Annotated in this window: 18 protein-coding genes; 12 read left to right on the plus strand and 6 right to left on the minus strand. The window is 48.0% G+C overall.

Annotated features, from left to right (window positions below; all coding sequences use genetic code 11):
• Nucleotides 1–156: 156 nt before the first annotated feature.
• Nucleotides 157–339, plus strand: coding sequence for a sporulation protein Cse60 (locus tag ACWJJ4_RS05450; RefSeq protein ID WP_003152309.1), 183 nt, complete (start codon nucleotides 157–159; stop codon nucleotides 337–339).
• A 35-nt stretch (nucleotides 340–374) separates the two neighbouring features.
• Here ACWJJ4_RS05450 and opuD read toward each other — a convergent pair whose 3' ends face one another.
• Together opuD and ACWJJ4_RS05460 are read right to left on the minus strand one after the other, a co-directional pair.
• Entirely contained in the window at nucleotides 375–1,910 is a 1,536-nt protein-coding gene (opuD, locus tag ACWJJ4_RS05455) for a glycine betaine transporter OpuD (RefSeq protein ID WP_012118228.1), read from the minus strand.
• 176 nt (nucleotides 1,911–2,086) lie between these two features.
• Nucleotides 2,087–3,352, minus strand: coding sequence for a BaiN/RdsA family NAD(P)/FAD-dependent oxidoreductase (locus ACWJJ4_RS05460; RefSeq protein ID WP_003152311.1), 1,266 nt, complete (start codon nucleotides 3,350–3,352; stop codon nucleotides 2,087–2,089).
• Between the two features lie 207 nt (nucleotides 3,353–3,559).
• Here ACWJJ4_RS05460 and ACWJJ4_RS05465 point away from each other — a divergent pair, with 207 nt between their 5' ends.
• On the plus strand, nucleotides 3,560–5,197 hold the full coding sequence (locus ACWJJ4_RS05465; protein ID WP_003152313.1) for a putative polysaccharide biosynthesis protein: 1,638 nt from the start codon (nucleotides 3,560–3,562) through the stop codon (nucleotides 5,195–5,197).
• Between the two features lie 56 nt (nucleotides 5,198–5,253).
• The gene (locus ACWJJ4_RS05470; RefSeq protein WP_007613195.1) at nucleotides 5,254–5,973 is read left to right on the plus strand and encodes a pseudouridine synthase; all 720 of its coding nucleotides are present in this window, start codon (nucleotides 5,254–5,256) and stop codon (nucleotides 5,971–5,973) included.
• A 127-nt stretch (nucleotides 5,974–6,100) separates the two neighbouring features.
• Here the strand turns inward: ACWJJ4_RS05470 and ACWJJ4_RS05475 are convergent, their stop codons facing one another.
• Complete coding sequence (locus ACWJJ4_RS05475) at nucleotides 6,101–6,322, minus strand: DeoR family transcriptional regulator (RefSeq protein ID WP_003152337.1); 222 nt, start codon at nucleotides 6,320–6,322, stop codon at nucleotides 6,101–6,103.
• A 279-nt stretch (nucleotides 6,323–6,601) separates the two neighbouring features.
• Between ACWJJ4_RS05475 and ACWJJ4_RS05480 the strand changes: the two genes are divergently transcribed.
• The gene (locus tag ACWJJ4_RS05480) at nucleotides 6,602–7,306 is read left to right on the plus strand and encodes an ABC transporter ATP-binding protein (protein WP_003152339.1); all 705 of its coding nucleotides are present in this window, start codon (nucleotides 6,602–6,604) and stop codon (nucleotides 7,304–7,306) included.
• Complete coding sequence (locus tag ACWJJ4_RS05485; protein WP_454021494.1) at nucleotides 7,303–8,463, plus strand: ABC transporter permease; 1,161 nt, start codon at nucleotides 7,303–7,305, stop codon at nucleotides 8,461–8,463. The genes ACWJJ4_RS05480 and ACWJJ4_RS05485 overlap by 4 nt, the downstream gene beginning before the upstream one ends.
• A 32-nt stretch (nucleotides 8,464–8,495) precedes the next feature.
• Here the strand turns inward: ACWJJ4_RS05485 and ACWJJ4_RS05490 are convergent, their stop codons facing one another.
• On the minus strand, nucleotides 8,496–9,800 hold the full coding sequence (locus tag ACWJJ4_RS05490) for an NCS2 family permease (RefSeq protein ID WP_146277358.1): 1,305 nt from the start codon (nucleotides 9,798–9,800) through the stop codon (nucleotides 8,496–8,498).
• A 95-nt stretch (nucleotides 9,801–9,895) separates the two neighbouring features.
• On the opposite strand from ACWJJ4_RS05490, the gene pepV reads away from it, so the two are divergent.
• Nucleotides 9,896–11,287 (plus strand): dipeptidase PepV, encoded by a 1,392-nt coding sequence (gene pepV, locus ACWJJ4_RS05495; protein ID WP_156735666.1) that lies wholly within the window; start codon nucleotides 9,896–9,898, stop codon nucleotides 11,285–11,287.
• A 37-nt stretch (nucleotides 11,288–11,324) separates the two neighbouring features.
• On the opposite strand, the gene cysK is transcribed toward pepV, so the two are convergent.
• Nucleotides 11,325–12,296, minus strand: a complete 972-nt coding sequence (gene cysK / locus ACWJJ4_RS05500; protein ID WP_454021495.1) for a cysteine synthase A — start codon at nucleotides 12,294–12,296, stop codon at nucleotides 11,325–11,327.
• A gap of 89 nt (nucleotides 12,297–12,385) precedes the next feature.
• Between cysK and thpR the strand changes: the two genes are divergently transcribed.
• The 4 genes from thpR (at nucleotide 12,386) to ACWJJ4_RS05520 (ending at nucleotide 15,940) form a co-directional block, all read left to right on the plus strand.
• Nucleotides 12,386–12,937 carry an RNA 2',3'-cyclic phosphodiesterase gene (thpR, locus tag ACWJJ4_RS05505; protein ID WP_071391478.1) on the plus strand — a complete coding sequence of 184 codons (552 nt, stop codon included), beginning with the start codon at nucleotides 12,386–12,388 and terminating at the stop codon, nucleotides 12,935–12,937.
• Between the two features lie 26 nt (nucleotides 12,938–12,963).
• The gene (locus tag ACWJJ4_RS05510; RefSeq protein WP_077722718.1) at nucleotides 12,964–13,890 is read left to right on the plus strand and encodes a hypothetical protein; all 927 of its coding nucleotides are present in this window, start codon (nucleotides 12,964–12,966) and stop codon (nucleotides 13,888–13,890) included.
• A 52-nt stretch (nucleotides 13,891–13,942) separates the two neighbouring features.
• The gene (locus tag ACWJJ4_RS05515) at nucleotides 13,943–14,872 is read left to right on the plus strand and encodes a YegS/Rv2252/BmrU family lipid kinase (protein WP_015387838.1); all 930 of its coding nucleotides are present in this window, start codon (nucleotides 13,943–13,945) and stop codon (nucleotides 14,870–14,872) included.
• A 270-nt stretch (nucleotides 14,873–15,142) separates the two neighbouring features.
• Nucleotides 15,143–15,940: a phosphotransferase family protein gene (locus ACWJJ4_RS05520; protein WP_003152355.1), complete on the plus strand. Its 798-nt coding sequence runs from the start codon at nucleotides 15,143–15,145 to the stop codon at nucleotides 15,938–15,940.
• Here the strand turns inward: ACWJJ4_RS05520 and ACWJJ4_RS05525 are convergent, their stop codons facing one another.
• Entirely contained in the window at nucleotides 15,941–16,219 is a 279-nt protein-coding gene (locus ACWJJ4_RS05525; RefSeq protein ID WP_003152357.1) for a YtzH-like family protein, read from the minus strand.
• A 186-nt stretch (nucleotides 16,220–16,405) separates the two neighbouring features.
• On the opposite strand from ACWJJ4_RS05525, the gene trmB reads away from it, so the two are divergent.
• A complete protein-coding gene (gene trmB / locus ACWJJ4_RS05530; protein WP_003152359.1) occupies nucleotides 16,406–17,059 on the plus strand; it encodes a tRNA (guanosine(46)-N7)-methyltransferase TrmB in 654 nt (217 codons plus the stop codon).
• 58 nt (nucleotides 17,060–17,117) lie between these two features.
• Nucleotides 17,118–17,963 carry a YtnP family quorum-quenching lactonase gene (locus ACWJJ4_RS05535; RefSeq protein WP_454021496.1) on the plus strand — a complete coding sequence of 282 codons (846 nt, stop codon included), beginning with the start codon at nucleotides 17,118–17,120 and terminating at the stop codon, nucleotides 17,961–17,963.
• Nucleotides 17,964–18,023: the final 60 nt, after the last annotated feature.

Below are 18,023 nucleotides of genomic sequence, written 5' to 3' on the forward strand. Positions count from 1 at the left end.
TGGTTATTGTTAAAATGATATTATCATATGAGAGTAAGCGTTTTCAACAACTATTTTTGGTTACTTTTAGTAAAAATAAGTAAAAAAGAAAATCTGTTTTTCTCTATCATATTTCAATTGAACCGGAATAAATTGATAGAGAAAGGAGAGGGTGATGTGCTGAAGATAGCTGTTTTTGATGAGGAGCATGAAAAGGATCTGCAGACTGAAGTCAATACATTTTTAAAGGGGATTTCTGATGAACAGCTCGTTGATATTAAATATACGGTAGCGGCGGCCTGTGATCCTGAAGGTGAGCAGCTTTATTGTTTTTCCGCTCTCATTTTATACCGAAAATAAAAAAGCCCGGATGAAATGCCGGGCTTCTTTGTGCATTATGCTTTTTTGACGCGGGGACTTCTCGGTTTTTGGTATTTCTCCGCTTGTTTGATTCCTTTTCTTTCGCTCGCTAATGACTTGTACAGAGACACGATCATCAGAAGGATCACGACTGAAAACGGAACCGCGGCGAGAATGGCCGTGTTTTGCAGTGCGGCCAGACCGCCGGAATATAATAATACAGCTGCCACGGCGGACTGGATGACGCCCCAGATGATTTTCACCCGGTTTGACGGGTCCAAAGAGCCGTAAGACGTTTGCATTCCAAGCACAAATGTCGCTGAATCCGCTGATGTAATAAAGAATACAGCGATCAGAACAAGCGTTAATACGGATGTCACCATTGTCAGCGGATAGTGGCTGAGTGCGCCGAACAGCATCGTATCCGTTGACATTCCCGCGACATTGAATACGCCTTTCTGCTGAAGATCCATCGCGGATACACCGAAAATCGCAAACCATAAGAAAGCCAATATACAAGGTGTCACCAACACCCCGATTAAAAATTCCCGGATCGTCCGGCCCCTTGATACACGGGCGATGAAAATGCCGACAAACGGCGACCAGGATATCCACCAGGCCCAATAGAAAATGGTCCAGCTGTTAATCCATTCGCGTTTTTGGGGATCATTCGGAGACAAGCGAAAGCTCATCTGCACGATATTTTGGATGTATTGGCCGATAGAATCGGTAAATGAGTTCATAATCAGCACCGTCGGGCCTGCAATGAGCATAAAGATCATTAAAATAGCCGCGAGCGCCATGTTGGTATTGCTTAAGTATTTAATCCCTTTGCCGATTCCGCTCCACGCAGAAATCAAAAATAACACGGTCACGACAGCGATCAGGATCAGCTGAATGGAAAATGTTTTCGGAATGCCGAATAAATAATGCAGGCCGCCGTTGATCTGAGTCGCTCCGAGCCCTAAGCTTGTCGCCACACCGACAACGGTCGCAAACACCGCGATACAGTCAATTGCTTTGCCGATCGGCCCGTTTACTTTATCGCCCAAAAGCGGTGTCAGTGTGCTGCTGATCAAACCGGGCGCGTCTTTTCGGAATTGAAAATATGCGATACATAAAGCGACGACCGCATAGATGGCCCAAGCGTGCAGCCCCCAGTGGAAAAACGTGTACCGGAGCGCATCACGAAATGCTTGTGGTGTTTCTGTTTCACCTGAGGGAGAGCTGATGGCGTAATGGCTGATCGGTTCCGCAGCCCCGTAAAATACCAAACCGATTCCCATGCCCGCGCTGAAAAGCATGGCAAACCATGATAATAAGCCGAATTCCGGTTTTTCCCCGGGTTTTCCGAGTTTTATTGTGCCGATCGGACTCACAATGAGAAAGAGACAGAAACCGACAAATATAGAAACGACCAGCAGATAATACCAGCCGAAAGAATCCGTAATAAATTTTTGTGCCGTATCAGTGACTTGCTGCAGGCTGTCAGGAGAAATGGCCCCCCATAAAACCGCAGCGGCTGTGATGACAATCACAATCCAAAAAACACTGGAGATGTTCTTCTTCAAACGTTCTCACCCTCTGACTATTTTTTTCAATACGCCACTTTTTAGTATGGTCGCACGATTGCAGATCATTCCTTTCTTCCTGTTCCCTCAATCAGGTGAAACAAAACGCAGAAAACTGTATCATGTTTTTGGTCAATTATCAACGGGGACGCTCAGGTAAATGCGCTTTAAACCATTTACAGCGAGCGTGAGAAACGTCCTGCATTCAAACCGGCGAGACGCCCCGTGACAAAGGCTGAAGTGATATTGTAGCCCCCGGTATAGCCGTGAATGTCGAGTATTTCTCCGCAAAAATATAAGCCTTCCATTTTTTTAGACGCCATTTGTTTCGGCTCAATCTCTTTTACGGAAACACCTCCGCCTGTGACAAACGCTTTGTCCAAAGAAAGCGTTCCGTCAGCGGCAACCGTAAATTGTTTGCAGTCTTTGACAAAAGCCCTGAATTGATCCTTCGGCAGTTCCGTAAAGCTTGTCTGCGGATCAAGACCGTTCCGTTCCAGAAGAAAAAGCAGATACCGTTCCTGCATCCACGGCTTCAGCGCGTTTTTGAGCGCTTTTTTCGGTGCGTCTTTCAGTTCCTTGTGCATCTTTTGAAATAACTCTTCCTCGTTGATGCCGGGAAACAGATCGATGCGTAGTTTGACATCGGGCTGCTTTTTCAGTTCTTTGACGACAAACTGGCTGCAGCGGAGAATGGCGGGGCCTGACAAGCCGAAATGGGTAAACAGCATGTCCATCACGTGTGTGACAATAGGTTTGCCTTTTTTATTCAGGACGCTGACGGCCGCGTTTCTAAGGGACAGCCCCTGAAGTGTTTTTTGTTTAATAAACGGTTCTGACGACGTAACCGGCACTTCCGTCGGAAAGAGTTCGGTCACGGTATGACCGGCCGCTTCCGCCCATGCATAGCCGTCTCCGGTGCTGCCGGTATGCGGGACTGATTTTCCGCCGACCGCGATAATGACGGCGTCTGCGTTAATGTGTTCGTCATTGTTTGTCGTAATGCCCGCTGTCCTGCCGTTCTCGTACCGCACCTCTTTGATTTTTTCATTTGTGCGGATGGTGACATTCAGTTGTTTTAATCGATTCAAAAGCGCATCGACAACGCTTTGCGCTTTGTCCGTCACCGGGAACATGCGCCCGTGGTCTTCTTCTTTCAGCTGAATGCCGAGTTTTTCAAAAAAGGCGATGATATCTTCATTATTAAATTCGGAAAACGCGCTGTATAAAAAGCGGCCGTTGCCGGGGATGTGTTTAATGATTTCTTCAACGGGGAGGCGGTTGGTCACGTTGCAGCGCCCGCCGCCGGAAATCGCCAGCTTCCGTCCCAGCTTGTTTCCTTTATCGATTAATAATACGTCCGCCCCTTCTTCGCCTGCCGCAATCGCAGCCATTAAACCGGACGGGCCGCCGCCGATCACAATGACGTCATAATGTTTCATATTTCATCAACAACTTTCTTTTTCACGTATAATAGGCGGAAAAGTCCGCTTTCTGCTATTATAGCGAAAGAAAGGGATTCCTTAAACGTATTTTGTTTTTTAAAGAGCTTTCCCAAAAAGTTTCCCGCTGTAATTATTACCGTCTAATTGCCCAGTTGTGTTAAAATAGAAAAGTTGAATCTTCGTAGAAAATGGTGATGAGGAAACATGTCAAGCAAATTGTTAAGGGGCACGTTCGTGCTGACGCTCGGAACCTATATATCGCGGATTTTAGGGATGATTTATCTGATCCCGTTCGGAGCGATGGTCGGAGCGACGGGCGGAGCTTTGTTTCAATACGGATATAATCAATATACACTGTTTTTAAACATTGCCACGATGGGATTTCCCGCCGCGGTTTCAAAATTTGTCTCGAAATATAACTCCAAAGGAGACTATGAGACGAGCAGGCGGATGCTGAGAGCGGGAATGTCGGTTATGCTCGTAACCGGGATGATCGCTTTTTCAATTCTTTATATTTCGGCGCCGTTTTTTGCGGAAACATCTCTCGGCGGCACGAGTAACAACGGACTTACGATTGACCACGTCGTTTATGTCATCCGGATGGTCAGTCTGGCACTTTTGGTCGTGCCGATTATGAGTCTTGTGCGCGGTTTTTTCCAAGGTCATCAGATGATGGGGCCCACAGCCGTTTCACAGGTTGTGGAGCAGCTTGCCCGGATCATCTTTTTATTGGGCGCAACGTATTTGATTTTAAGAGTGATCAACGGCGGCCTTGTCATCGCAGTCGGATACGCGACTTTCGCGGCGCTGATCGGATCATTCGGAGGGCTTGTCGTCCTTTATATTTACTGGAATAAGCGGAAGGGCGATCTTCTGGCGATGAAGCCGAATCTCGTCCCGTCTGCGAACTTAAGTTATAAAAAAATGTTCATTGAGCTTTTCAGTTATGCCGCTCCTTACGTATTTGTCGGACTGGCGATTCCTTTGTATTCATATATCGATACGAATACGTTTAATAAAGCGATGATTGCGGCGGGCCATAAGGATATCAGCCAGGACATGCTTGCGATTGTCACCCTTTATGTGCCGAAGCTTGTGATGATCCCGGTTTCTCTGGCGACCGCTTTCGGTCTGACGCTGATTCCGACGATTACTGAATCGTTTACGAGCAGGAATTATAAGCTTTTGAACCAGCAGATTAACCAGACGATGCAAATCATTCTGTTTTTGGTTATTCCCGCCGTTGTCGGGATGTCCGTGTTATCGGGTCCGGCCTATACGTTCTTCTACGGCTCTGAAAGTCTTCGCCCGGATATCGGACAGGATATATTGTTCTGGTACGCGCCTGTCGCGATTCTGTTTTCTCTGTTTACCGTAAACGCCGCGATCCTGCAAGGGATTAATAAGCAGAAATTTGCTGTCGTGAGCCTTTTCATCGGCGTCATTATAAAAGTGGTGCTGAACGTGCCGCTGATCAAGCTGTTTCAGGGAGACGGGGCCATCTTGGCAACGGCGCTCGGTTATATCGCTTCTCTTCTGTACGGTTTTATCATGATTAAGCGCCATGCGGGCTATTCGTATACGGTACTTATAAAACGGGTCATTTTAATCGCAGTCCTGTCCGTCGTGATGGGAGTCGCGGTCAAGCTGACTCAATGGCTGCTCAGCTTCTTTGTAACATACCAAAGCGGCCAGGTGCATGCGGCGATTGTCGTCTTTGTCTGCGCCGCTGTCGGCGGTGCGGTGTACATGTTTGCCGCATACCGAATCGGATTTTTACAGAAAATGTTTGGAAACCGTCTGCCCCGCGTTTTGAGGAGAGGCAGGCATTCCGCCCATTGAGAAATAATAAATAGTCCGCTTATCGCGGGCTTTTCTTTTTAAAGGAGAGGATCAGGATGAGACTTGATAAGCTGCTTGCCAACAGCGGATTCGGCTCAAGAAAAGATGTGAAAAAAATCGTCAAGGCCGGGGCTGTCATGATTGACGGAGAGCCGGCGAAAGATGTGAAAACCCATGTCGATCCGGAAAAACAGGACATCACGGTATACGGAGAGCCGGCAGACTATCGTGAATTTATTTATGTCATGATGAATAAGCCGCAAGGAGTGCTGTCCGCTACAGAAGACAGCCGCCAGCAAACGGTGGTTGATCTGCTGACGCCTGAAGAACAGCGATTTGAACCGTTTCCGGCGGGACGTCTTGATAAGGATACGGAAGGCTTTTTGCTTCTGACCAATGACGGGCAGCTCGCTCATCGCCTCCTTTCTCCGAAAAAGCATGTGCCTAAAACATATGAGGTCCGGTTAATTTCACCTCTGTCACCGGAAGACATCGTTCATCTGGAAAGAGGCGTCGTCATTGAAGGAGGCTATAAGACGAAGCCGGCAGCCGTTGAAATTATTACAGAAAGCCCGGATGAAACGGTGATACACTTGACCATTACAGAAGGCAAATATCATCAGGTGAAGCTGATGGCAAAGGCTGTCGGAAATGAAGTGGCTTATTTGAAGCGGCTTTCGATGGGGGCTGTTTCACTTGACCCGGATCTTAAACCGGGAGAATTCCGCGAGCTGACTGAAGAGGAGCTCGAAACGCTGAGAGGCGCAGAAGTGTAATCGATATCAGAAAAGCCCAAAACAGATTTGTTTTGGGCTTTTTATATAGAGGAACAAAAAACAAGGCAAAGACGCTGCTTTGCCTTGCAGCATGTCAGGCCGAAAAGGGCCTTATGTAATTGTTCGCTTAAGATGTAATTTTCACTTTTTTTCGTGTTGTCTCCCACTTGCCTCGGCTAGGACTATGAACAAGATCATTGTATGCTAACACATTTAAGTCTCGCTGAATGGTTCTAGGTGTAATGCCGAATTCATCAACCAGTTCCTGTGTTGTCACAAGGCCTTTTTCCTGGATGAACATGTAAACTGATTTAATCCGAGTCAGCATACGATTTGTTGAAGGTTTCAAAAAACCACTCCCTATCATAAGATCGGATGGACTTGATATACCACAACTTTCGACTCTAAAACTTCGTACGAATAAGCAACAAAGGATGACATTCTGTTTTTTCTCTTTTAACTGCCTCCATTATACACGATATGGACGACATGAATCTAGGAATAAGCGCAGGTAATTTTTTCAAATGGGTACAGCCTTGGTGCATTACTATGTCCGGCCCGCTTTTATTATTATGGAAACTGAAACTTTTTTTATACATGTCCGTATGAAAACGGGGGAGTGAGAAGTTTGGGAGAATTATTGAATGCAAACATTGTCTGCGCCGGTTATGCTGACAGGCCGAAGGTGATTTCGAATGTATCTCTGTCAGTCAACGCTGGTGAAATTTCCGGTTTAATCGGAGCGAACGGCGCGGGGAAAAGTACAGTGATAAAGGCGGTTCTCGGGCTGTCCCGGGATATTGAAGGCGGTATTGAGTGGAATGATTCGTCTTATGCTTACATACCGGAGCGGCCGAGTTTTTACGATGAACTGACGCTTTGGGAGCACCTCGAGCTGACCGGATCATTGCGGGGAATAGAAGGGGAAGAGTGCCGTGAGCGGGCAGGGCGGCTGCTTGAAGAGTTTTCGCTGACGTCTGTAAAACATGATTTGCCTTCCGGTTTTTCAAAAGGGATGCAGCAAAAGCTGATGCTCATACAGGCATTTTTGGCGAAGCCGGATATTTACATCATTGATGAGCCTTTTATCGGACTTGATCCGATCTCAACAAAGCTGTTTACCGACATGCTGATTGCTGAGAAAGAAAGGGGCGCGGGGATTTTGATGTGCACGCATGTTCTGGATACGGCGGAAAAAATCTGCGACCGATTTTATTTGCTGGATCAGGGCGCTCTGCTTCTTCAAGGCACATTAGAGGAGCTTCAGGAAAAAACGGGGAGCCGTTCACTGCTGGATTGCTTTTATTCAGCGGTTCGGAGCAGTCAGCGATGACCGGGCGGGCTTTGTTTTTTCAAAGGCTGTTTCATTATTGGCGGTATCAATGGAAGGTGTTTCAGACGGTCATTGATTGGACGGTCGCGCTGTATATCGTTCTTCCCGCTGCCGCATTTGCCGTTTATCAATATGCTGAATGGCTGAACGGCAGGGGGCTTCTTAGTGGAGCGGCAGGAGTATTAGGATGGGGCTGGCTGTATGTATTCAGTGCCCTGCTGTTGTGCACGGGTTTTATTCATACCTTTTTGCTGGAAGCGGATCACGTGTTTTTGGTGCATGCAAAACATCTGATGCAAAAGCTGAAACGGTACGCGCTTTTGTATTCGATGTTCCTTTCCCTTATCAAATGGGGTGCGCTTGCCGTATTATTATTTCCCTTATGGCGCCAGTACGGTGACTGTACCTTACCGGCATATTCAGGTATGTTTTGCTGTCTGTTCGGCTTCCATACCGCGATATTAGCGGTGCACCGGCACAGAAAAAACAGCAGGCGGACATTCGGGAATCAGGCGGCGGGCTGGCTGAAAGTGATGGTTCTGATGGCGGGTGCGTTTTTTATGATCGTCTATGCCGCCGAATGGTATTGGCTTTGGCCGGCGGGATGTATATTGTTCATCTGTTCCGCTTTTTTGATTTGGAAAGGGACGGAGACATTATCAGCCTTTGAGGAAGAAGTGCTTGAGGAGAACAGGCGGAAGCTTTCATTTGCGGCCTCTGTTTTGATGCTCAGCCATGATGTGCAGCTCCCGAATGGTAAAAATAAAGGGCGGAACAAGCCGTTTTTATATCCCGGCTCAAAGCACATCTTTACAAAACGGTCGGCGTATACGGCGTGGAAAGAATTGTTCTTTAAAGTGCTGATCCGAAACGGCGGGTATCTCCGGCAGCTTTACCTTTTAACCGCGGCTTTTACGGCTCTTATTCTCGTTCTTCCGCTCTTAGTGAAGCCGGCAGTCCTTATTTTATTTGCGATCGTCAGCCGCTATGCCGCGTCACTTTTATTTGACCGGATCACGGATAAACCGGTTTTAAGCGGTATCAAGAGAGACAGCGATGACTATTTCCGGGCGCGAAACAGCGCATTAACCGTCATTCAAATTATCTGTTCCGCCTGGTGTCTCATTGCCGCGCTTCTTTCCGTTCTTTATATGTAAAAATCCCTTTCCGAAAAGGAAAGGGATTTTTCTTAATGTCCGTTCAAAATAAAAAGCTGAATAAAAAACAGCACCGCAAAGATGATGACTAAAGGATGGATTTCGCGCCATTTTTTCTTAGCTGCTTTAACAAGCGGATATGAAATGAAGCCGAGTGCGATTCCGGTTGAAATACTGGACGTTAAAGGCATCGCCAAAATGACGAGAAAGGCCGGGAACGCTTCGTCAAGCTCATTCCAGCGGATATTCGACACAGCACCCATCATCAGGCTGCCGACAATAATCAGAGCCGGTGACGTAATCGCGGACACTTCCGATAAGACGCTGACAAGCGGGCTGAAAAACATGGAAACGGCAAACATAACGGCAATCGTCAGCGCCGTCAGACCCGTTCTTCCGCCGGCGGCCACACCTGCTGAAGATTCAACGAACGCGGTCGTCGGGCTGGTGCCGAAGATGCTTCCGACCGTCGTAGCTGTCGAATCAGCCAACAGCGCTCTTCTGGCATTCGGCAGCTGATTGTTTTTGATCAATCCCGCTTGTTCGGCGACACCGATCATGGTGCCGGTCGTGTCAAAAATCGTAACGAGAAGAAAAGAAAACACAACGGCGTACAGACCGTGATGCACGACATCCCCGAGGGCCCCGAACGGATTTGTGATCAAAAGACCCTCCGGCAGGCGCGGGAATGAAACGAACCCTTTCGCAAAATGGATCTGTCCGGTCAAAAAGGCAATGACGGCGGTCAGCGCCATTCCGATGAACAGAGCCCCGTTTACATTCAGCACCATCAGCACGATACTGATGATAAGTCCGATAAGCGTTAAAATGACGGCGGGCGAATGAAGATCGCCGAGTGCGACCAGATTAGATTTATCAGCCGTGATGATTCCGGATTGGCGTAAGCCGATAAAAGCGATAAATAAGCCGATGCCGGTCGTAATTCCGTATTTTAAATTGTCCGGAATCGCTTCTATAAGTTGTTTTCTTAAAGGCGTTAACGATAAAATAATAAAGATGACTCCCGCGATAAAAACGGCGCTGAAAGCCGTCTGATACGTAATGCCGCTGCCTGTGCCGACAACGTGAAAGGCGAGATACGCGTTTAAGCCCATGCCGGGGGCAATGGCGATCGGAAAATTCGCAGCGAGAGCCATCCATAAAGTTCCGACAATGGAAGCGATAATCGTCGCGGTGAACACCTGGTCAAACGGAATTCCCGCATTGGAAAGGATCACCGGATTGACGACAATGATATACACCATTGTGAAAAAGGTGGTCAATCCCGCGGTAATTTCTCTTTTTATTGTCGTTTGATGCTTGTCGAGATGAAACATAAGTACCTCCAATGACGAACATTTTTTCAAAACATCATCTATATTATTCGTTTTATCGACATTTTGCAAGTCTTTATCAAGAAAGGGGATTTGTGATGAACTGGGAAGTTGAAGTCATCAGAAACAAAGAAGATCTGATCCGTGACACGCAGAAGTTTTTGCAGATCAACAGCGTAATGGACGAATCAACAGCCGGTCCCGGCCGGCCGTTTGGAGAAGGCGTCAATGCCAGCCTGACGTCACTGCTGGAATTCGGTAAAAAAGAAGGCTTCACCGTAAAGAATCTTGACGGCTATGCGGGCCATATTGAATGGGGAACGGGTGACGAAATCGTCGGCGTTTTGTGCCACGTCGATGTCGTTCCGCCCGGAGACGGCTGGACGAGCGATCCGTTTTCAGCCGATATCAGGGACGGCCGGATATATGCCAGAGGCGCCATTGATGATAAAGGGCCGACAATGGCGGCGTTTTATGCGCTGAAAATCGTCAAAGACATGCAGCTCCCTTTATCCAAACGCGTGAGAATCATCATCGGAACGGATGAAGAAAGTGATTGGAGATGCGTGGATCACTACTTCAAACACGAAAAAATGCCTGACATCGGCTTTGCTCCTGACGCAGATTTTCCGATCATTAACGCGGAAAAAGGAATTATAGATGCGTCACTGCGCATTGTAAAAAGCGCTTCTGACAAAGACGCAAAAAACGTGCTTCTGTCATTCCGTTCAGGACTGCGTTTGAACATGGTGCCGGATGCGGCTGAAGCGGTTATTGAAGGGAACGGTCTTGATGCCGTGCACGCGTATTTCAGCAAATGGCTTGAGCAGTCAAAAACACAAGGTGAAGCAGTTTCGGAAAATGGAAAACTGACGCTTCGGGTGTACGGAAAATCATGCCACGCGATGGAACCGGATAATGGTGTCAATGCCGGCTTAAAGCTTGCTGAATGCCTTAACGGAACAGAGCTGGATGGAGCCGGAAAGCACTTTGTCAAAACCATCAGTGACTATTTTTCAAATGATACACGAGGCAAAAAGCTGAAAATTGATTGCAGGGATGACATCAGCGGAGAGCTGACATTGAATGTCGGCACCTTTACATACAGAAAGGGTGAGGAAGGAGAACTCGGCATCAACATCCGTTATCCCGTCACTTCAGACAGCAAAGTCATCCGTGATGCTTTTACGTCTGCTGAAGAATTCCGGCTTGAAGAATTTAAAGACAGCAAACCGCACCACGTTTCTGCTGATCATCCGCTCGTAAAGACGCTTCAAAAGGTTTACGAAGGACAAACGGGAAAGAAAGCGGATCTGATTTCAATCGGCGGAGGAACGTATGCGAGATCCCTTTCGGCGGGCGTCGCGTTCGGGCCGCTGTTCCCCGGCCGGCCTGACAGCGCGCATCAAAAGGATGAGTACATTGAAATCGATGACCTTCTCAGGTCAACGGCTTTATATGCCGAAGCCATTTATGAGCTTGCCAAGTGATAATAAAAAGGGACGCCGAAAGCGGCATCCCTTTTTATCATTCAAATGACCATAAATCCGTTGATAAATAACGTTCTCCCGTATCGGCCGTCATACAGATGACGATCTGTTCGGAAGGGAGGCGTTTGGCGGTTTCAATGGCGGCAAAGCAGGCGGCGCCTGAAGACGGGCCGACGAGTATGCCTTCTTCCCGGGCCAGACGCCGTGTTGTCGTATACGCATCTTCATCAGATATTTTCATGATTTCATCGTAAACGTCCTGATTCAGTATGCCGGGAATAAATCCGGGGCTTGTCCCGACAAGCTTATGAGCGCCGGGTTTTCCGCCAGACAGGACGGGAGATCCCGCAGGCTCGGCGACATGAACAATCATATCCGGGAAAAGCTCTTTCAGCGTTTCTCCGGTTCCGGTAATGGTTCCGCCCGTTCCCGCCGTTGCCACAAAAGCACCGAGCGGTCTGTTGAGCTGCTGAACGGCCTGATAGATTTCAATGGCTGTCGTTTTTCGGTGGGCATCTGAATTTGCGCCGTTATCGAATTGCATCGGGATAAAACTTCCCGGAATCTGTTCGGCGAGTTCTTTCGCTTTTTTGATGCTGCCGGGCATTCTTTCCGCCCCCGGTGTTAACACAACCTCCGCGCCGTACGCTTTCAGGAGGTTGATGCGTTCTTTCGTCATCGTGTCAGGCATGACGAGGATTGCCTTGTAGCCGCGCGCCGCCGCGTTCATCGCCAGGCCGATGCCTGTGTTGCCGCTTGTCGGTTCGATGATGACAGAGCCGGGTTTTAAATGCCCGCTGTTTTCCGCTTCAATGATCATATTGAAAGCCGCTCTGTCTTTGACACTGCCGCTCGGGTTAAACGATTCTAATTTTAAATAGACCTGTGCTGCATGTTCTGGCTGAAGGCGATTGAGCTTTACGATCGGTGTGCCGCCGATCAGCTCCGCCGTGCTGTTTGCGATTTTCAAGGCCGGCTCATTCCTTTCTGTATAAAACGTTCGGTACATAATATCCTATCATAATGAGCGGACAGGGTTCTCCTCTCCGCTTATCCGTTTTATAATAACACCATAACCAAAGAGGGGGAGATCCTCGTATGAAAGCTTCATTGCCGCATTATTTTATCGGCATTCCGATTCCGGCTGATATTGCTGAACCGATTTGGGAAGCAGCCAAAAAGGAGCCGGCGTTATCATTCAAAAAATGGGTGCACCCGCATGACTATCATATTACACTCATTTTTCTCGGAGCCGCGGATGAAGAACGGCTTGCGAAATTATCGTCTCTGCTCGCAGATGCTGCGTCGGCAGCGCAGCCGTTTACCGTACAGTTTCAGCATCTGGATATTTTCGGCGACCGCAGACAGCCGAGAGTGCTTCACCTTGAGCCCGAACGGAATGAACTGCTCTTTGATTTGCGGGAAAAAACAAAACAGGCTGTTTTGAAAGCCGGTTTTCAAGTGGAAAAACGGCCGTATCACCCTCATATGACGATGGCGCGGAAGTGGGCGGGAGACCGGCCGTTTCCTGACGATATGCCGTTTGAAAGCGGCAGGGTGCAAAGTGCCGTCAGCCGGTTTTCCCTGTTTCAGACCCATCTTGACCGGTCGCCTAAATACGAAGAAATCGCACAGTTTCAATTGACATAAACAAATATTCGGAGTGGAGAAATCACATGGCACAGATCATCAAAATTCACGACTGCATATCCAGATATGAACTTGATCCATACCATTATATGAACCAGTTTATCCGGCTGAAGAAAGAACGCTGGGAGGCGCTTCTTGAAGCGTTTGACCGGATAACGGAAGAAACGGAAACGGCTGCCGGCGAGGAAACCGATCAAGCGCCGGCCAGGAAAAAATTTTCCTTAAAAAAGAGAAAAGAAGAAAATACGGCCGATATAAATGAAAAGAGGCACCAATGGTTTGATGAGCCGGAGGGAGAGGAGGCGCTGTTCGGGAATCTTCCGTCTCAAAAGTCTGAGCTCGCGCCTTTTTTCAAAGATCAGCTGTATGACTTTCAATTAAAATGGGCGAGCTCCACGCTTTCTCAAAAGTCTGAGCTTTCGCAGGCGGTCAAAAGGGACAGGATGTTAAAAATGCTGGCTCAAAAGCTGCCCGATTCCTATTTTGTGATGTATCATCCGGTTCTGCAAATTCAGCAGGCGTCCGTCGAACTGAGCATCATCATTATCTCGCCGCTGGAGATTTTCTGCGCCGCTTTTATGGAAGCGGAAGAGGACAGTGTATATATCGGATCAAAACACCGTTTTTGGGAAGAAAGAGGCTCCGGCAGCACGCGCCAAGTATTGAATCCGTCTCTCAGCCTGCAACGGACGGGATCGGTCGTTTCGCAAATCATAAAAGAAAAGCAGGCCGACATTCCCGTGCGGAAGCTTTTGCTCAGCAGAACGTCTTATATTGATTACCCGGAGCCGCCGTACGGGCTGGAAATAGCTGATAAACGGACTGCCGCAGGGTGGCTGGAAAAGCAGCAGAAAAATACGGCGCCGATCAAGCACCACCAGCTGAAGGCGGCGAAGGCTCTTTTGTCTTACGGGTTGAGCGATTCAAGCCGGAGACAGGAATGGCTTGATTAAAGCGGACGTTTGCCGGCTGTCTCTTCATCTATGAAGCAGGTGAAAACAAACGATGAGTCAATGGTTTTTTATTATTAATCCGGTCTCAGGAGGCGGGCGGGGCCGGCGTGTCTGGAAATCAGTTCAAAAAGAGCTGACCAGGCGCGGGGTCAGCCACCGCTCTTTTTTGACCGGGCATCCCGGACATGCGGAGGTGCTGGCGAGGCAGATTTCAATGATGCAGGATCATAAGCTTAAGCGGCTGTTCGTCATCGGCGGTGACGGGACGATGCATGAAGTCATTAACGGACTGAAAGGAACGGATCAGATTGAGCTGACCTTTGTCCCCGCCGGTTCGTACAATGACTTTTCCAAAGGGCTCGGCATTAAGAAGTCGGCGCTCCTCCAAGAAATCAAAAGTCTGCACCGCCCGCTTACACGGAAATTTTTTGCGGGAAACATCAACTTTTTTCATGACAAAGCGCAATCACTTTATTTTATTAACCACCTGTCTGTCGGCTTCGATGCCTCAGTTTTGAAGGCAGCCGCGAATTTTCCGTTTTCGCGCGTTCTTCGGTTTTTGCGTCTCGGCTTTGTGATTTACCCGCTCGCGCATTTACATACGGCCTCGGGGTTTCAGCCGTTCAGATTTGTTTGCACGGCAGACGGCCAGAAGCGTGAATTCCGCAATGTCTGGTTTGTCATTGCGGCTAATCACCCTTATTACGGAGGCGGCATGAAAGCGGCGCCTTCAGCAAATCCCCGTCAAAACCATTTTGATATTGTCATTGCAGAAAACCTGTCCTTTTTTTCGCTGTATCGTTTTTTATGGGCGATGAGCTTCGGCCGGCATATCAAAATGGACGGAGTGACGATGATAAAGGGGAAGGAATTCGTTTTTGAAACAGATGGGAAAATTCCGTTTCACGCTGACGGCGAGCTGATCGGAACGACACCGTTTCGGCTTATGCCGGGCGGCGCGCCGTTGAAAATAAAAACATAATAAACAAATGAAACCCGTCAAATGTTTCACGGAAAAGAGCGGTTCGCGGCATAAATCTTCAGAATTCACAGGTGTTCTTGCTAGTTTTGCTTGACGAAGTTTGTGCTGTAGCGCTAAAATTTATAGGACGGCTATTGATTAGCATATGAGACTCTCAATAGCTGTCTTTTTTATTCTCATGAAATTGTTTATGACAGGCCGCTCCGCCAATAGAGAAAGGCTGGAGGCCTATTCTAAAATATTTTAAGAAATGATGGGTTGAACATTGATATGAACTGGTTGGGACAATTACTAGGTAGCGATTGGGAGATCTTCCCCGCCGGAGGAGCTACAGGAGATGCATATTATGCGAAACATAACGGCCAACAGCTTTTTTTAAAACGTAATAGCTCGCCCTTTTTAGCCGTGTTATCCGCCGAAGGCATTGTTCCGAAGCTGGTTTGGACAAAACGGATGGAAAACGGAGACGTCATTACGGCTCAGCATTGGATGGCGGGCAGGGAGCTGAAGGCAAAGGATATGAGCGGACGCCCGGTGGCTGAGCTGCTCCGCAAAATCCACACATCAAAAGCTTTGCTCGACATGCTGAAAAGATTGGGAAAAGAACCGCTTGATCCGGGCGCCCTTTTGTCGCAGCTGAAGCAGGCCGTCTTTGCTGTGCGGCAATTTTCGCCGCTTATTCAGGAAGGCCTTGCTTATTTGGAAGCTCATGTGGATCAGGTGCAATTCGGTGAAAAAGTCGTTTGCCATTGTGATGTGAATCATAATAACTGGCTTCTGTCAGAAGACAACCAGCTGTATTTAATAGATTGGGACGGCGCCATGATAGCCGATCCGGCCATGGATCTCGGCCCTTTATTGTATCATTACGTCGAAGAGCCAGCGTGGGACAGCTGGCTTGGGATGTACGGCATGAAGCTCACGGAAGGGCTTCGGCTGCGGATGGCGTGGTACATGTTATCGGAGACCATCACCTTCATCGCCTGGCACAAATCAAAAGGAAACGACAAAGCGTATCATGATGCCATGGAAGAGCTTCATGCCCTGATGAAGCGGATTGTCAAGTAGTCAGGAGTACGAATCCATCTGCTCCACCCATTGGGACAAATGGTTTTGGTGCTCCTGAATATGCGTGTCGATGGAATCGGCCGTGATGCCGGACTGGCTGTAGCGGTAGACATCCTCGAGCACGTTTTTTATATTTGAATCAAGCCCGGTGTTGGCCATCAATGATTTGATGACGCGCTCCAGCTGTTCATACTCGGCAACCGTGCCGCAGCAATCCAATTGATGGTCGGCCAATATGTCCTTTAATAACCGGACCTGATGTTCGCTTGTTAAGCCCATGATTCATATACACATCCTTTCTGTGTCATACATTGTGCAAAGCGGTGCGGTTTTATGCATCACATGAGTGTTCCGGACCGGGGGAGCCTCTTTTTTTATGCAGCCGGCGCCTTTAAAAGGCGCTTGCGGCTCTTTATGTTTCATGGTATGTTGTTACTCGAAATTATAGATAGAGGTGTCAATCATATGAGAATGCGCCATAAACCTTGGGCGAATGATTTTCTGGCAGAAAACGCTGACATCGCCATCAGTGATCCGGCCCAGTATAAAGGGCGGTGGAACACGGTCTTTGGCAATGACAACCCGATCCATATTGAAGTCGGTACGGGAAAAGGGCAGTTCATTTCTGGAATGGCCAAGCAGAATCCGGATATCAACTATATCGGAATTGAGCTGTTTAAAAGCGTCATCGTCACTGCCGTCCAAAAAGTAAAGGACAGCGGGGCTCACAATGTCCGTTTGTTAAATATAGACGCGGAAACACTGAATGACGTATTTGAACGGGGAGAAATCAAGCGCGTATATTTAAACTTTTCTGACCCGTGGCCGAAAAACCGTCACGAAAAGCGCCGTTTAACATTTAAAACGTTCTTGAAAAAATACGAAGAAGTGATGGGCGAAACAGGTGAGATTCATTTCAAAACCGATAACCGCGGTTTATTCGAATACTCTCTGAAAAGCTTTTCCGAATACGGCCTGCTTCTGACGGAAGTCAGTCTTGATCTGCACAACAGCGATCCGAAGGGCAATATTATGACAGAATACGAAGAAAAATTCTCCGCGCTCGGCCAGCCGATTTACCGGGCCGAAGTTGAATGGAGAACAAAAGACAGACTCTGATGCGGGAGTCTGTTTTTTTATGCCGCCATTTGCTACCATTACATCAGGAGGGATCAAGATGGAGACATTGAATATTGGGAATATTTCATTAACATGGCTGGACGGCGGTGTAACGCATATGGACGGCGGAGCGATGTTCGGCGTTGTCCCGAAGCCTTTATGGTCGAGAAAATACCCCGTAAATGACAAAAACCAGATTGAATTAAGAACAGACCCGATTCTGATCAGAAAAAACGGCCTGAATCTATTGGTTGACGCGGGTATCGGCAGAGGGAAATTTTCTGATAAACAAAAAAGGAATTACGGTGTAACACAGGAATCCAATTTAAAACACTCTCTTCGTGAACTCGGGCTTTCCTGTGAGGACATTCATATTGCGGCGATGACCCATCTTCATTTTGACCATGCATGCGGCTTGACGGAATACAGCGGAGAGGAGCTTGTCTCTGTTTTCCCGAATGCCCGCATTATCACTTCTGCAACAGAGTGGCGCGAAATGAGAAACCCTAATATCAGATCGAAAAATACATATTGGAGAGAAAATTGGGAGGCGGTACAAGATCAGGTCGAAACCTTTGAGAACAAGTATCAGCTGACAGAAGGCATTACGATGCACCACACCGGCGGCCACAGCGACGGCCACAGCGTCATCGTCTTAGAAGACGGCGGGGAGACTGCTGTGCATTTTGCCGACCTGATGCCGACGAATGCGCATAAAAATCCGTTATGGGTGCTGGCCTATGATGATTATCCGATGACCTCCATTCCGCAAAAGCAGAAATGGCAGACGTTCGCGGCAGAAAAAGACGCCTGGCTGATTTTCTATCACGACGCGATTTACAGAGCGGTAAAATGGGGAGAAGACGGCCAAGTGGCTGCATCTGTCAGACGGGAGAAAAAATAGGCGGATCGATGATTTACCTGTATGAATTTCGGGAATAAAAGCAAACCTAAGACAAATTGC

This window comes from Bacillus sp. JK62, assembly GCF_053663455.1.

Coding starts and splice junctions, on each gene's coding strand:
- ACWJJ4_RS05490 (WP_146277358.1), bottom strand. CDS start 9,800: ATGTTTCATCTCGACAAGCATCAAACGACAATAAAAAGAGAAATTACC.
- ACWJJ4_RS05535 (WP_454021496.1), top strand. CDS start 17,118: ATGGAGACATTGAATATTGGGAATATTTCATTAACATGGCTGGACGGC.
- ACWJJ4_RS05470 (WP_007613195.1), top strand. CDS start 5,254: ATGAGACTTGATAAGCTGCTTGCCAACAGCGGATTCGGCTCAAGAAAA.
- cysK (WP_454021495.1), bottom strand. CDS start 12,296: ATGTACCGAACGTTTTATACAGAAAGGAATGAGCCGGCCTTGAAAATC.
- ACWJJ4_RS05510 (WP_077722718.1), top strand. CDS start 12,964: ATGGCACAGATCATCAAAATTCACGACTGCATATCCAGATATGAACTT.
- ACWJJ4_RS05515 (WP_015387838.1), top strand. CDS start 13,943: ATGAGTCAATGGTTTTTTATTATTAATCCGGTCTCAGGAGGCGGGCGG.
- pepV (WP_156735666.1), top strand. CDS start 9,896: ATGAACTGGGAAGTTGAAGTCATCAGAAACAAAGAAGATCTGATCCGT.
- trmB (WP_003152359.1), top strand. CDS start 16,406: ATGAGAATGCGCCATAAACCTTGGGCGAATGATTTTCTGGCAGAAAAC.
- ACWJJ4_RS05465 (WP_003152313.1), top strand. CDS start 3,560: ATGTCAAGCAAATTGTTAAGGGGCACGTTCGTGCTGACGCTCGGAACC.
- ACWJJ4_RS05520 (WP_003152355.1), top strand. CDS start 15,143: ATGAACTGGTTGGGACAATTACTAGGTAGCGATTGGGAGATCTTCCCC.
- ACWJJ4_RS05485 (WP_454021494.1), top strand. CDS start 7,303: ATGACCGGGCGGGCTTTGTTTTTTCAAAGGCTGTTTCATTATTGGCGG.
- ACWJJ4_RS05460 (WP_003152311.1), bottom strand. CDS start 3,352: ATGAAACATTATGACGTCATTGTGATCGGCGGCGGCCCGTCCGGTTTA.
- thpR (WP_071391478.1), top strand. CDS start 12,386: ATGAAAGCTTCATTGCCGCATTATTTTATCGGCATTCCGATTCCGGCT.
- ACWJJ4_RS05525 (WP_003152357.1), bottom strand. CDS start 16,219: ATGGGCTTAACAAGCGAACATCAGGTCCGGTTATTAAAGGACATATTG.